The sequence below is a fragment of the Brevibacterium sp. GP-SGM9 genome (assembly GCF_047300845.1).
Classification (GTDB): domain Bacteria; phylum Actinomycetota; class Actinomycetes; order Actinomycetales; family Brevibacteriaceae; genus Brevibacterium.
Genome location: NZ_CP178563.1, coordinates 533,187 through 546,261 on the forward strand (window position 1 = coordinate 533,187; position 13,075 = coordinate 546,261).

15 protein-coding genes are annotated in these 13,075 nt (G+C 65.2%); 2 read left to right on the forward strand and 13 right to left on the reverse strand.

Annotated elements, in window-relative coordinates; translation table 11 throughout:
* Position 1: 1 nt before the first annotated feature.
* From gluQRS to ACH82I_RS02420, 13 genes are all read right to left on the reverse strand, one after another.
* Positions 2-961, reverse strand: coding sequence for a tRNA glutamyl-Q(34) synthetase GluQRS (gene gluQRS / locus ACH82I_RS02360; RefSeq protein WP_413335244.1), 960 nt, complete (start codon positions 959-961; stop codon positions 2-4).
* Positions 958-1,275, reverse strand: a complete 318-nt coding sequence (locus tag ACH82I_RS02365) for a GNAT family N-acetyltransferase (protein WP_230743919.1) — start codon at positions 1,273-1,275, stop codon at positions 958-960. Before ACH82I_RS02365 ends, gluQRS begins: the two co-directional genes overlap by 4 nt.
* A 67-nt stretch (positions 1,276-1,342) precedes the next feature.
* Positions 1,343-2,185: an amino acid ABC transporter permease gene (locus tag ACH82I_RS02370; RefSeq protein ID WP_413335246.1), complete on the reverse strand. Its 843-nt coding sequence runs from the start codon at positions 2,183-2,185 to the stop codon at positions 1,343-1,345.
* On the reverse strand, positions 2,182-2,844 hold the full coding sequence (locus ACH82I_RS02375) for an amino acid ABC transporter permease (protein ID WP_230743917.1): 663 nt from the start codon (positions 2,842-2,844) through the stop codon (positions 2,182-2,184). The genes ACH82I_RS02370 and ACH82I_RS02375 overlap by 4 nt, the downstream gene beginning before the upstream one ends.
* Positions 2,845-2,911: 67 nt before the next feature.
* Entirely contained in the window at positions 2,912-3,811 is a 900-nt protein-coding gene (locus ACH82I_RS02380; protein ID WP_230743916.1) for a glutamate ABC transporter substrate-binding protein, read from the reverse strand.
* A 90-nt stretch (positions 3,812-3,901) separates the two neighbouring features.
* Positions 3,902-4,651: an amino acid ABC transporter ATP-binding protein gene (locus ACH82I_RS02385; protein WP_413335248.1), complete on the reverse strand. Its 750-nt coding sequence runs from the start codon at positions 4,649-4,651 to the stop codon at positions 3,902-3,904.
* A 192-nt stretch (positions 4,652-4,843) separates the two neighbouring features.
* Positions 4,844-6,538 (reverse strand): AMP-binding protein, encoded by a 1,695-nt coding sequence (locus ACH82I_RS02390; protein WP_413335250.1) that lies wholly within the window; start codon positions 6,536-6,538, stop codon positions 4,844-4,846.
* Positions 6,539-6,571: 33 nt separating this feature from the next.
* A complete protein-coding gene (locus ACH82I_RS02395; protein ID WP_413335252.1) occupies positions 6,572-8,299 on the reverse strand; it encodes an ABC transporter permease in 1,728 nt (575 codons plus the stop codon).
* The gene (gene modA, locus ACH82I_RS02400) at positions 8,299-9,069 is read right to left on the reverse strand and encodes a molybdate ABC transporter substrate-binding protein (RefSeq protein ID WP_413335254.1); all 771 of its coding nucleotides are present in this window, start codon (positions 9,067-9,069) and stop codon (positions 8,299-8,301) included. The genes ACH82I_RS02395 and modA overlap by 1 nt, the downstream gene beginning before the upstream one ends.
* 60 nt (positions 9,070-9,129) lie before the next feature.
* Positions 9,130-9,531: a TOBE domain-containing protein gene (locus ACH82I_RS02405; protein ID WP_230743912.1), complete on the reverse strand. Its 402-nt coding sequence runs from the start codon at positions 9,529-9,531 to the stop codon at positions 9,130-9,132.
* A complete protein-coding gene (locus ACH82I_RS02410) occupies positions 9,528-9,950 on the reverse strand; it encodes a molybdenum cofactor biosynthesis protein MoaE (protein WP_413335256.1) in 423 nt (140 codons plus the stop codon). The genes ACH82I_RS02405 and ACH82I_RS02410 overlap by 4 nt, the downstream gene beginning before the upstream one ends.
* The gene (gene moaC / locus ACH82I_RS02415; RefSeq protein WP_230743910.1) at positions 9,947-10,417 is read right to left on the reverse strand and encodes a cyclic pyranopterin monophosphate synthase MoaC; all 471 of its coding nucleotides are present in this window, start codon (positions 10,415-10,417) and stop codon (positions 9,947-9,949) included. Before moaC ends, ACH82I_RS02410 begins: the two co-directional genes overlap by 4 nt.
* Positions 10,414-11,679, reverse strand: a complete 1,266-nt coding sequence (locus tag ACH82I_RS02420) for a molybdopterin molybdotransferase MoeA (RefSeq protein WP_413335258.1) — start codon at positions 11,677-11,679, stop codon at positions 10,414-10,416. Before ACH82I_RS02420 ends, moaC begins: the two co-directional genes overlap by 4 nt.
* A gap of 42 nt (positions 11,680-11,721) precedes the next feature.
* Here ACH82I_RS02420 and moaA point away from each other — a divergent pair, with 42 nt between their 5' ends.
* Positions 11,722-12,810, forward strand: coding sequence for a GTP 3',8-cyclase MoaA (gene moaA, locus ACH82I_RS02425; protein ID WP_413335260.1), 1,089 nt, complete (start codon positions 11,722-11,724; stop codon positions 12,808-12,810).
* Positions 12,811-13,056: a MoaD/ThiS family protein gene (locus ACH82I_RS02430; protein WP_413335262.1), complete on the forward strand. Its 246-nt coding sequence runs from the start codon at positions 12,811-12,813 to the stop codon at positions 13,054-13,056. It begins immediately after the preceding gene.
* The last annotated feature ends 19 nt before the right edge of the window (positions 13,057-13,075 follow it).

Below are 13,075 nucleotides of genomic sequence, written 5' to 3' on the forward strand. Positions count from 1 at the left end.
GTCAGCGGTCACCGGTGGGCGGCACGAACACCGTCGGTTCGGTGTCGATGAGCCCGAAATCGATTCCCTCGATCATGTCCTCGACATTCCGCCACCGAGGCTCTGCCGAGCCTGCGAAGCCGAGTGAGCTCTGCATCCATCCGAAGACATCCGGGATCGTCCAGCCGAATTCCCGCAGCTGCTGATAGGTCACCGCCCCATCCCTCTTCGCCAGCCGCTGACCGCTCGAATTGAGCACCAGCGGCACATGCAGCCAGCCCGGACCATTCACGCCGAGGACGTGGGCGAGGTAGGCCTGTCGGGGAGCCGACGACGCGAGATCGTCCCCGCGGACCACCTCGTCGATTCCGCTGGCGGCATCGTCGACGACGACTGTGAGGTTGTAGGCGAACACGCCGTCGCCGCGCCGCAGAACGAAATCGTCGACGGGCGCAGCGATCTCGCCGAGCAGTTCGTCGTCGACGAGGTGCTCGGCGTTGTCGGTGCGCAGCCTCAGCGCCGGTGCCCGGCCGAGTTCGTCCAGACGCGCCCGTCGGCGGGCCCGCTCGTCCTCGCCGAGGCTGCGGCAGGTTCCGGGATAGGCCCCGGGCGGCGCGTGGGGTGCGCTGGGGGCTTCGGCGATGTCCTTGCGTGAGCAGTAGCATTCGAAGACCAGACCCGCCTCGGCGAGGTGATCGATGGCAGCGGCGTAGTATTCGAGCCTGCGGGACTGCACCAGGGGCTCCTCATCGGGGACGACGCCGAGCTCGGAGAACACCGCCAACTGCGATTCCGCGGCACCGTCTCTGACCCGGTCGAGGTCTTCGATGCGCCAGAGGAACCGCCTTCCGGTCTGGCGGGCACGGACGTAGGCGAGCAGTCCGGAACGGATGTTGCCGATGTGCAGGTCGCCGCTGGGACTGGGCGCGAAACGACCCGCCCCACGCCCATCACGAACCGCTCCGTCAGACCCTGGCCTCACCCTTCGGCCACGAGGTCGCCGTACTGCGGGAAGCGCCGAATGTAGTCCTGGACATAGCTGCAGGTCGGCACGATCCGGATCTCACGTTCACGCGCCCGATCGAGGACGTGCGTGACAAGAGTCCGGGCGAAGCCGCGACGAGAGAACCCCTCGGAGATGATCGTGTGCTGGAGTTCGAGAGTCTCGGCATCGATGACACGGTAGGCGAGGAATCCGATGAACTCGGCCGGATCCCCGGCCGTGAAGATCTCGTACCGCTCCCGGCCGGGGTTATCGACGACTTCGACCGGGGTGGAATTGAGTTCGGGTTGCATCTGCGACTCCTTGTCACCGGCGACGATGCACGGTTCGTGCTTCTGACTTCTCTCCCGAACACTACACTCAGGTGACCGTCTTGGCCGAGAGCGCCCCGTCCTCCGTGTCGGCGGTGGTCTTGCGCTGCAGTCTGCTCTCGAGCCAGCGGGCGATCGCGGCGACGATCATGTTGATGATGATGAACAGCACCGCTCCGACGAGGAACGTCGGAAGCAGGTTGTTGTACTCGCGACCGATGAGGTTCACCTGATAGAGGAGATCCTGGTAGGTGACGATGAAGCCGAGGGCGGAGTCCTTGAGGAGGACGACGATCTGCGCGATGATCGTCGGCATCATCGCCCGCAGCGCCTGCGGCATGAGCACGAGACTCATCACCTGGCTGGGTCGCAGGCCGATCGCCATGGCCGCCTCCCGCTGGCCCTTCGGGACCGCGAGGATGCCGGCGCGGATGATCTCGGCAAGCACCATGCCGTTGTAGAGGGTGAGGCCGATGACGACCGACCAGAACGGGCCGATCGTGTTGCCGAATATGAGGAACATCGCGAAGATCAGCAGCAGCACTGGCACGCCGCGGAAGAACTCGAGCACGATGGTGCCCGGAATCGAGATGATCCGCGTACCCGAGAGGCGCAGGAGGGCGAAGATCACACCGAGGACGATGGCGAGCACCGAGGCGACCACGGCGACCTTGAGGGTGGCGAGCATGCCCGAGAGCAGCACCATCTGGATCTGAGTGAAGGTGAATGGATACCATTTGGCCGCGTCGAGCTGACCGGCATCGGCGAACTTCCAGACGATGAAGGCGATGAGGGCCAACAGCACGATCGCCGAGACGATCGAGAAGATGACGTTATTGCGGCGGGCCTTCGGTCCGGGCTCGTCGAAGAGGACCTGTGTCGGTGCACTCATCGCAGGATCACCAGCTTCTTCTCCAGGTAGTCGAAGACGCGTCCGAGGATCAGCGCCAGAATCAGGTAGGCCAAGGCGGTGCCGAAGAGCAGCGGAATGACGAGGTCGCCGCGCAGCTCGATGGCATTGCGCATAGCCGAGATCAGCTCCCGGTTGTTGAAGGCCGAGGCGATCGAGGTGTTCTTGAGCATGGCGATGATCACGCTGCCCAGCGGCGGGATCACGGTCCGGAACGCCTGCGGCAGGATCACCTGGCCCAAGGTCTGCCCGAAGGTCAGTCCGACGGCACGGGCCGCCTCGGCCTGACCGACCGGAATCGTCGCAATGCCGGACTTGAGGGTCTCGGCGACGAAGCAGGCGGTGTAGGCGGTGAGGGCGATCGTGGCGTAGACGAAGGAGTTGAAGGAGCTCGTCGCACCGAAGCGGATGTCGAGGAACGGCAGCCCGAAGGCGCAGAAGAACATCACCAGCGTCAGCGGGGTGTTCCGGACCACGTTGATGTACGTCGAGGCGGCGATCCTCAGCACCGGGGTCGGTGAGACCCGCATGCCGGCGAGGATGGTGCCGAGCACCATCGAGCCGAGGAGGGCGACGGTGAAGAGCTTGATCGTTCCCCACGTCCCCGAGAGGAACATTTGGAGAAGCTGCGGAAAATCCATTCCAGATTCCTTAATCGATGCGAGGGCACCATTCGGTGCCCTCGCATCATGTCAATCTGTGGACGTGTCAGTAACGGTCGATCTCGGGCTTGTCGACATCATCGGTCGACCCGAGGGTGTATTCGAAGGCCTTGTCCCAGTCGCCGTCGTCCATGCCCTTCTGCAGAGCATCATTGACCGCATCGCGGAGATCCTGGTCGTCCTTGGGCAGGCCGACGCCGTAGGGCTCCTCGGTGAAGGGCTTGCCCACAACCTTGAACTCACCCTCGTACTGCTGAGCGTAGCCGCGCAGGATCGCATCGTCGGTGGTCACCGCGTCGACCGAACCGGACTGCAGGTCGGTCACGCACTTCGAGTACGCGTCATAGGTGACGAGCTCGGCGTCCTTGTACTTGTCCTTGATGTTCTGAGCCGGCGTCGAACCGTCGACCGAGCACACCTTCTTGCCCGCGAGGTCCTCGGGGCCGGCGATATCGGAGTCTTCGGCCACGAGCAGGTCCTGACCGGCGACATAGTAGGGCCCGGCGAAGTCGACGACCTTCTTGCGCTCATCGTTGATCGTGTAGGTCGCGATGACCATGTCGACGTTGCCCTGCTGGAGGAAGGGCTCACGGTTGGCGGAGACGGTCTCGGTGTACTTGATCTGATCAGCACTGAATCCGAGTTCGGCCGCAACCATCTTCGCGATCTCGATGTCGAATCCTTCGGGGTCTTCAGAGCCGGCGGAGACGTTGCCGAGGCCGGGCTGATCGAACTTGACGCCGATGTTCAGCTCACCGGCATCCTTCGCAGCCTTCCAGGTCTTCGAATCGGCGAAGTCGGCTTCCTCGTTGACCGTGTACTCGGGAGCTTCGGACTGTGCACCGTCTCCTTCGGCCGGGGCATCCGGGGTGCCGCCCTGGCCGCAGCCGCTGAGGGCGAGCATACCGATGGCGACCGAGGCAACGGCCATGCTGAGCTTCTTCATTGTCTCTCCTTGTGATGGTGATTCAGAACTGTGGGTGTGACGAGTGACGAACGCGGCCTCCGCGGTGAGCCGAGCCGTCGATGAACAGGTTCAGTGGGTGAGGAGCTTCGACAGGAAGTCCTTGGCCCTGGTGGTCTGCGGATTGGTGAAGAACTCCTCGGGTTCGGCCACCTCGACGATCTCGCCGTCGGCCATGAAGACGACCCGGTGGGCGGCCTTCCGGGCGAAGCCCATCTCGTGGGTGACGACGACCATCGTCATCCCCTCCTTGGCGAGGCCGACCATGACGTCGAGAACCTCGTTGATCATCTCGGGGTCGAGCGCCGAGGTGGGCTCGTCGAAGAGCATCACCTTCGGCTTCATCGCCAGCGCCCGCGCAATCGCCACGCGCTGCTGCTGACCGCCCGAGAGCTGAGCGGGATACTTATCAGCCTGGTGGGCGACGCCGACGCGTTCGAGCAGCGCCATCGCCTGCTTGTCGGCTTCGGACTTCGAGAGCTTGCGCACCTTGATCGGACCCAGGGTGACGTTCTCGAGGATCGTCTTGTGAGCGAAGAGATTGAAGGCCTGGAAGACCATGCCCACATCGGAGCGCAGCTGAGCCAGGGCGGCACCTTCGGCGGGCAGCTCCTTGCCGTCGATCGTGATCGAACCCGAGGTGATGGTCTCGAGGCGATTGATCGTCCGGCACAACGTCGACTTACCCGAGCCCGAAGGGCCGATGACGACGACGACTTCCTGCTCCTGGATGTCGAGGTTGACGTTCTTCAGGGCATGGAAGTCACCGTAGTGCTTCTCGACGTTCGTAACCGACACCAGCGGTTGTGACTCAGCTCTCATGGACACTGATCTTAGTGAAAAGTGTCCTCACATGAAAAACGTGGCGTCTTGTCAGGAGAACTGCAACCGACTTGTGACCTCGAACAACGCCCGGTCGACGCCCGGCCGAAGTCCGGTCGACGTCAGCCTGACATCAGGCCGACGCTGTCCGGGACCGTCGTCGTCCACACCACGGGCTCGGTTCGCAGCGGTTCAGCCGGCCGTCGCCCCGTGCACGATGGACTCACCCTCCTCGCGCAGCTCGACCTTGCGGATCTTGCCCGAGACGGTCATCGGGAACGACTCCCGGACCTCGACATAGCGGGGAATCTTGAAGTGGGCGAGCTTGCCGGAGCAGAACTCGCGCACCTCCTCGGCGTCGAGTGAGTCGAAGCCGTCCTTGAGGATCACCCAGGCCATCAGCTCCTCCCCGTACTTCTCGTCGGAGACGCCGATGACCTGGACATCGCGGATCGCCGGATGGTGGTAGAGGAACTCCTCGATCTCGCGCGGGTAGACGTTCTCCCCTCCCCTGATGACCATGTCCTTGATCCGGCCGGAGATGTCGACATAGCCGTCCTCGTCCATGATCGCGAGATCACCGGTGCGCATCCACCGCGCGGAGTCGATCGCCTCGGCGGTCTTGTCCGGCTGTTCCCAGTACCCGAGCATGACCGAGTAGCCGCGCGTGCACAGCTCGCCCTTCTGTCCGCGTGGGACGGCCAGGCCTGTGACCGGGTCGGCGATCTTGATCTCAAGGTGGGGCATCACCCGGCCCACGGTCTGGGTCCTCGCCTCGAGCGAGTCGTCGACCCGGGTCATCATCGACACGGGCGAGGTCTCGGTCATGCCGTAGCAGATCGCGACCTCGGACATGTTCATATCGTCGATCACCCGCTTCATGACGTTGACTGGGCAGGGCGATCCGGCCATCACCCCGGTGCGCAGGGTGCTCAGGTCGAAGTCGGAGAACTCGGGGTGTTCGAGTTCGGCGATGAACATCGTCGGCACGCCGTAGAGAGAGGTCGCCTTCTCCTCGGCGACGGCGCGGAGGCTGGCCACGGGGTCGAAGCCGGGTGAGGGCAGGACGATGGCCGCCCCGTGGCTGAGTGCCGCGAGGTTGCCGATGACCATCCCGAAGCAGTGGTAGTAGGGAACGGGCAGGACCACCGAATCGGCAGAGGTATAGGCGAGGAGCTCGCCGATGAAGAATCCGTTGTTGAGGATGTTGTGGTGGCTCAGCGTCACCCCCTTCGGGAAGCCCGTGGTGCCCGAGGTGTACTGGATGTTGATCGGATCGTCGGAGGACAGTTCGTCCATGACCTGCTGCAGGCGCACGCCGTACTTGGCCGAATCGTCATCGAGCAGCCGCCGTCCGGCCTCGATAAGTTGGGCAAAGGACTGACGTTCGCCGATGGAGGCCTCGCCGAGGAGGTCGTCGGGGACCGTGTCGATGAAGACGAGATCCAGTCCCGGCACCTTCGCCGCGACCTCGGTGGCGATCGCATGGTAGTCCGAGTGCGGGGGTGCGACGATCTGGGAGACGAGGAGTCTCATTCCCGACTGTTTGGCGACGAATTCGAGTTCGTGGCTGCGATAGGCGGGATTGACGTTGACGAGGATCGCCCCCATCTTCGCCGTCGCGTACTGGATCAGCGCCCATTCGCCGAGGTTCTGGGCCCAGATGCCGACACGATCTCCCTTCTTCACCCCGCGCTCCAACAGACCGATGGCCAGCGCATCGGTATCGCGGTCGAATTCCGCGTAGGTCCAGCGACGACCAGAGTGCCGGTCGACCAACGCGGTCGCCGTCGAGTTGGCGGCCGCGACCGCCTTGAGGTTGGCGGGGATCGTCTGCCCCAGCAGCGGAGTGGTCGACGGTCCGGAGGTGTAGGAAAGTTCTGCCACGGCGAAGTGCTCCCTTGCGCTGATGCGAAATGTCTACTGTGATCTACTGCACAGTATTCCTTCTCGATCGGTCTCGCAAAAGCTGCGCAGGAAATCGCGCCCGCGCTTCGCCGCCGCGGTGTCGATCTCGCCCACCTCGGCGACGTAGTCCGTGCGCCCGGAGTCGATGAGGACCAATGAGGACGCCAGGGCGATGACGTCGTCGACATCATGGGTCACGAGCAGCGCGCTGCGCCCTTCGAGCACCTCGCGCAGCACCTTGCGGGTCTCGACCTTGACGTCGACGTCGAGAGCGGCGAGCGGTTCGTCGAGCAGAAGCAGCCTGGGTTCGATAAGGAGGGCGCGGGCCAGGGCGATGCGGGCGGCCTGCCCGCCGGAGACCGCGGAGGGGCGGCGTCCGGAGGTGTGTCCGACGCCGAGGCGGTCGAGCATGACCTGACCTCGCCGGCGGGCGTCCTGCCGGCTCAGGCCCTGACAGCGCAGCCCGTAGGCGACGTTGTCGATGACGCTGAGGTGGGGGAACAGCAGCGGGTTCTGCGCGAGGTGGACGATGCCGCGGTCGTGGATCGCCGGCCACGTGCCGGCCTCGATGTCGAAGATGACCTCGTCGCCGATGCGCAGCGAACCGCTGTCTGCGGCCAAGGCCCCGGTGATGACGTGGAAGAGCGTCGACTTCCCGGCGCCGTTGCGACCGATGACCGCCGTCGTCGCGGCGCTGGGCACACTGAAGTTCAGTTCGACATCGCGCTCGTCGAGCGTGGCCTGCAACTCGATGGCCGGGTGAGAGGGCGGGAATTCCCGCCGAGGCGGTCCTCCGGTGCCGGCGGCGGATTCGTCGGCGTCCGGGGCCGATGCAGAGCTGTCATTCGCCGCGGTGCTCAGCGTCGGATACGTGGGACGAGGCTGCACGCCGGCAGGTGCGACTGCCCCGTCCGCGTCATCGCCGCTCGGTCGGCTGGGCCGCAGCTTCGGGGCGTGCGGGGAGCGGTAGGCGAGGACGATGATGATCAATGCCACGAGCACGAGGAGCAGGGAGAGCGCGATCGCCGACTGCGGATCGGACTCGCGGACGAGATAGATCTGCAGCGGCATCGTCCGGGTCACCCCTTCGAGGGAGCCGGCGAAGGTCAGGGTGGCACCGAATTCGCCCAGTGAACGGGCGAAGCACAGCACCGCTCCCGTCATGATTCCGGGGCGCAGCAGCGGCAGAGTCACGGTGAAGAAGACCCGTCCGGGCGTTGCTCCGAGTTCGGCGGCGGCGAGCTCATAGCCTGTCCCGCGGGCCGCGACTGCGGTCTCGACGGACATCACCATGAAGGGCAGCGAGACGAAGATCTGCGCGACGACCACGGCGGCCGTAGTGTAGGCCAGCCCGAGTCCTGCATCGGTGAGCAGCGAGCCGAGGTAGGCCGACCTCCCCCAGGTGTAGAGCAGCGCGAGACCGCTGACCACCGGAGGCAGCACGAGCGGCAGGAGGATGAGGGTGCGCACGATCCGCTGCCCCGGGAACGTCTTCGTCGCCAGCAGATATCCGAGTGGGAATCCGATGGCGACGGAGACGATGGTGGAGACGACCGAAGTCAGCAGCGACAGCCCCATGGCGAAGCGCGATTCCGGAGCGAGGACGACCTCGCTCAGAGTCCCCGGTTCGATGCGGGAGATCATCCCGATGATGGGAACGAGCAGGAATGCGATTCCGATCGCCGCGGGAATCCACAGCCATGAGGGCGCCGTGGAATGGCTGTGGCTGCGTCTGTTCATCAGGGAGTGGCGAACCCGGCGTCCTCAAGCAGCTTGGCCGCTGTGTCCGTGCCCAGGAACTCGACGAAGGCGTCCGCCGCCTCTTGGTTCTCACTGGCCTTGACCGTCGCCGCCGGGTACTGGTTGACCACCTTGTCGGCACCTTCGAGGTCGACCATCTCGACCGCACCGTCGCCGCGCGGAATGTCGGTGACGTAGACGATGCCGGCATCCGCCTGGCCGGAGCTCACCTTGCCGAGCACATCGGTGACCGAGTTCTCTTCGCTCTTGGGATCGAGGGTGACATCATTCTGGTCGGCCCACTTCTCCGTGGCCGATCCGCAGGGCACCTGCGGGGCGCAGATGACGAGGTCCTTGCCGGCGAAGTCCTTCGGGGTCTCGATCTTGCCCGGGTTGCCCTTGGGCACGGCGAGAGCCAGAGTGTTCGAGGCGAAGATCTGCGGCTCACCGGCCAGGAGATCGTCCGAGGCGAGGGTGTCCATGTTCTTCTCGTCCGCGGTCGCAATGACATCGGCCGGTGCACCCTCTGAGATCTGGGAGACGAGATCGGAGGAGCCGGCAAAGGAGAACTTCACGTCGGAGACATCGCTGTTCTCCTTCTTGAACTCCTCGGCGACGTCCTCGAAGACGTCTGTCAGGGAGGCGGCGGCGAAGACGGTCAGTTCGGTCTTCTCCCCTGAATCGGAATCCGATTCGGCTCCCGTGCCGAATGAACATGCTGTCAGGGTGAGCGCTGCGGCGATGCAGATCGCTGAGAGTTGCTTCTTCATACCCCCATTTAACCCGCATCTGCGGATTAAACTGGCAATTCCATCAGCATTTGAGACAGATCATTGATTTCCGAGCGTGTCGATCGAGACCATCGTCGCCTTCACCGAGGCGGTGGCGAGGCTGCCGGGTTCGAGTTCGAGCTGCCGACAGGCCTCAGCCGACATCAGCGACACCACCCGGAAGGGGCCGCACTGGAGGCTCACCTGTGCCATCACTCCGTCGATGAGGACCTCGGTGACGAGTCCGGCGAACCTGTTCCGGGCCGAGCTGACCACCCCTGTCGGGTCCTCGAGCGCGGCCGGACCCGCCTGGGCCAGTCCGACGAGCTCCTTGCCGTCGACGACGGCGCGGTTCGAAGCGTCCTTGCGTTGGCTCAGTCGGCCCTCATTGATCCACCGCCGGACGGTGTCATCGCTGACACCGAGGAATCGTGCTGCTTCGCTGATGCGCAGTTCGGTCATTCGAGTGCTCCCACCCATTCTTCGGTGCCGTCGGTGAAGTGCTGGTGCTTCCAGATCGCGACCTCGGCCTTGACCTCGTCGATGAGTTCGGCGCACGCGGCGAAGGAATCCTTCCGATGGGCCGAGGCGACGACTGCGGCCAGGGCGACGTCGCCGATCTCCAGGGCGCCCACCCGGTGGGACACCGCCAGTCGCACCTCGGGGTGGGCGGCGGCGATCCGCGCAGCCACCTCGAGGATCTGGTCTCCGGCCAGCGGATGCGATTCGTAGCTGAGCCCGCGGACGGACCGTCCCCCGTCGTGGTTGCGGATGATTCCGGAGAAGCTGACAGCGGCTCCGCAGGTGTCGGTGACGACCTCGGGTTCGAGGGATTCGGTGCTGATCGGGGTCTCGACGACGTCGGCGCGGATGACGCTCATGCTTCTCGGATCCAATCGCCGCTGCGGCCCCCGGACTTCTCGATGACCTTGATGTCGCCGATGACGGCCCGATTGTCCACGGCCTTGATCATGTCGAAGATCGTCAGCGCAGCCACGGACACGGCCGTCAGCGCCTCCATCTCGACCCCGGTCTTGGCAACGGTCTTCACCGCTCCGGTGATGCGCACACCGGTCTCGAGCAGTTCGAAGTCGACGTCGATGCCCGTCAGCGGCAGGGGGTGGCACAGGGGGATGAGATCGCTCGTGCGTTTGGCCCCCATCACCGCGGCGATCCTCGCCACGGGCAGGGCATCGCCCTTGGGCAGGCCCGCCTCGGCGATCATGTCGATGACCTCGGCACGCGTGGTGATCAGGGCGGTGGCCACGGCTCGGCGTCGGCTCACATCCTTGTCTCCGACGTCGACCATCTGGGCTGTTCCGGACTCATCGACGTGCGAGAGCGTCATTCGATCTTCCACGTCCTCAGCATATCGTCCACCGGAGCGAAGGGGTCGGCGGGGTCGTGATGCGGATATCCCGCCGGGACGAACAGGAGACGGTCGCTGAGGGCATAGTTGCCCAGCAGATGCGAGCGGGAACCGCCGACCAAGACGAGACCATCGGCGCTCAGACGCGCCCGCCTGACTTGGAGCTTGCCGGCGGGCGGAGGCTCGTCGAGTCCGTTGGGCAGTCGGTGGAATTCGACCTCGCGCGGGTCGTCGTCCGTGCCCAGGCCCAACAGGGCCGGACGGATGAACATCTCAAAGCTGATGAGCGTGCTGACCGGATTGCCCGGCAGCGCCACCCAGGGACGATCTGCCAGACGACCGCAGCCCTGCGGTCCCCCGGGCTGCATGGTGATGGGATCGAAGACCATCGACGACCCGGGATCGGCCGCGGCGGCGAGCTTGACGACCTCGTAGGCGCCCTTGGAGATGCCGCCGGTGGAGATGACGAGCTCGGCCGTGGTCTGCCGCACTCGCTCGAGCAGCAGGCCCGGGTCATCGGGCACCCGGAGGATCTCGACCTCGACGCCGAGGCGGCGCAGTGCGGCGGTGAGCGTGACCGAATTCGCGTCGTGAATGCCGGCGGCCGCCTCGGCGAGGATCTCATCCCCGGTGCTGACCACGAGCACCCGCGGCAGCGCCAGCACGGGCAGCTCCCGGATTCCGCAGGACGCGGCCACGCCGAGGTGGGCCGGCGTCAGCCGAGTTCCTTTGCTGAGCACTCGTTGTCCGGACCGGACATCGCTGCCGCGGGCCCGGACGAAGCTTCCGAGCTGTGGGAGGCCGCCTGCGGCCGGCACCGCCACCGTGATCTCGGAAGACTCGAAGGCTCCCGGTTCGGTGTCCTCGATTCTGATCACGGTGTCCGTGCCCGCCGGCAGAGGCGCCCCGGTCATGATCTCGACGGCCGTGCCCGCCGCCACCTCGGCGCCCCGTGCACCGGCGGCGACCTGCCCGGCGACGGGGATCGGGCCGATCACGAGCGTCCGCGAACCGTCCGGACGGGTGCGGTGCTCCTGCGGGGCCTGCTCAAGTGTCGCGGTCGCCACCGCATAACCGTCCATGCTCGAATTGTCGAAGCCGGGAACGTCGATCGCCGACTCTACGTCCTCGGTGAGCAGTCTGGGCGCATCGAGGAGGTCCCCGATCGGCGTCGACCGGGTTTCGAGGAGTGGAGCGATCGTCTCAAGGACTCGCGAACGATGCATGATCGGAGTAGTCATGGGACGATGATAGCGACACAGGTTTTCAAGGAGGAACAGGCAATGCGGAAGATCAGCCTGCCGATGCCGGTGCTGAGAACTCCGACGGTCGACCCCGGAGATTCCTTCACCGCTCACAATGAGGATTCGCTGCTCGATACCTTCGGGCGGCGCGCCCGCGACATGCGCATCTCATTGACCGATTTCTGCAACCTCCGCTGCACCTACTGCATGCCCGAAGAAGGCGTGGAGTTCATGTCTCGCGATGCCGCGATGTCAGCTGCGGAGATCGTGCGGTTCGCGCGCATCGGGGTTGAGAAGTTCGGTGTCGATCAGATTCGCTTCACCGGTGGGGAGCCGCTGACCCGCAAGGACATCACCGAGATCATCTCCGGGGTCGCCGCCCTCGAACCGCGACCGAACATCGCTCTGACGACGAATGCGATCGGTCTGGACAAGCGGGCCCCGAAGCTGCGCGAGGCGGGTCTCGATCGGATCAACGTCTCCCTCGACACGGTCGATGCCGCGACCTTCGAAGAGATCGCCCGCCGCCCGTTCCTCAACCGGGTGCTCGAGGGCATCCAGGGGGCGCAGGATGCCGGACTCGATCCGGTCAAGATCAATGCCGTGCTGCTGCCGGGGATCAATGACCAGCAGGCTCCCGAGCTGCTGCGGTGGTGCCTCGAACGAGGTTTGAGTCTGCGTTTCATCGAACAGATGCCGCTCGATGCCGGACACTCCTGGCAGCGTTCGTCGATGATCACCGCTGCCGACATCTTCGCCCTCCTCGAACCCGAGTTCATCCTCACCCCGGATTCGGCGCCGCGAAACGGAGCCCCGGCCGAGAAGTTCAGGGTCGCTTCCCGCTCCGCTCCGGACACGATCCTCGGGGATGTCGGAATCATCGCCTCGGTGACCAGACCCTTCTGCGCCGATTGCACCCGCACCCGACTCACCGCCGAAGGGCGGGTGCGCACCTGCCTGTTCTCCCACACCGAGGTCGATCTGCTCACGGCGATGCGGTCCGGGGCCGACGATGAGGCGATCGCGAACCTGTGGAAGGGCGCGCACTGGAAGAAGCTCGCCGGACACGGGATGGACACCGCAGACTTCCAGCAGCCCCAACGACCCATGAGCGCCATCGGAGGATAAGTGCCAGAGATCAGCGTCCGCTTCTTCGCCGCGGCCCGAGAGGCCTTCGGCACCCGGAAGTCGCGCCTGCAGGCCGGGTCCGTCGACGAACTCGTGGCACTGCTCGCTGAGGGGGCCGATCAGCAGGCGGCAACAGTGCTCTCACGATCGAGCTTCCTCATCAATTCGGTGGCCGCCACCGATTATGCGGCGGCTCTGTCCGACGGCGACACCGTCGATGTGCTCCCGCCCTTCGCGGGAGGCTGAGGCACCTGCCGTTTGAGCG

Excerpts from the sequence above, each read along its gene's own strand:
- ACH82I_RS02365 (WP_230743919.1), bottom strand. The coding sequence starts at position 1,275 with ATGCAACCCGAACTCAATTCCACCCCGGTCGAAGTCGTCGATAACCCC.
- ACH82I_RS02370 (WP_413335246.1), bottom strand. The coding sequence starts at position 2,185 with ATGAGTGCACCGACACAGGTCCTCTTCGACGAGCCCGGACCGAAGGCC.
- ACH82I_RS02375 (WP_230743917.1), bottom strand. The coding sequence starts at position 2,844 with ATGGATTTTCCGCAGCTTCTCCAAATGTTCCTCTCGGGGACGTGGGGA.
- ACH82I_RS02380 (WP_230743916.1), bottom strand. The coding sequence starts at position 3,811 with ATGAAGAAGCTCAGCATGGCCGTTGCCTCGGTCGCCATCGGTATGCTC.
- ACH82I_RS02385 (WP_413335248.1), bottom strand. The coding sequence starts at position 4,651 with ATGAGAGCTGAGTCACAACCGCTGGTGTCGGTTACGAACGTCGAGAAG.
- ACH82I_RS02395 (WP_413335252.1), bottom strand. The coding sequence starts at position 8,299 with ATGAACAGACGCAGCCACAGCCATTCCACGGCGCCCTCATGGCTGTGG.
- modA (WP_413335254.1), bottom strand. The coding sequence starts at position 9,069 with ATGAAGAAGCAACTCTCAGCGATCTGCATCGCCGCAGCGCTCACCCTG.
- ACH82I_RS02405 (WP_230743912.1), bottom strand. The coding sequence starts at position 9,531 with ATGACCGAACTGCGCATCAGCGAAGCAGCACGATTCCTCGGTGTCAGC.
- ACH82I_RS02410 (WP_413335256.1), bottom strand. The coding sequence starts at position 9,950 with ATGAGCGTCATCCGCGCCGACGTCGTCGAGACCCCGATCAGCACCGAA.
- moaC (WP_230743910.1), bottom strand. The coding sequence starts at position 10,417 with ATGACGCTCTCGCACGTCGATGAGTCCGGAACAGCCCAGATGGTCGAC.
- ACH82I_RS02420 (WP_413335258.1), bottom strand. The coding sequence starts at position 11,679 with ATGACTACTCCGATCATGCATCGTTCGCGAGTCCTTGAGACGATCGCT.
- moaA (WP_413335260.1), top strand. The coding sequence starts at position 11,722 with ATGCGGAAGATCAGCCTGCCGATGCCGGTGCTGAGAACTCCGACGGTC.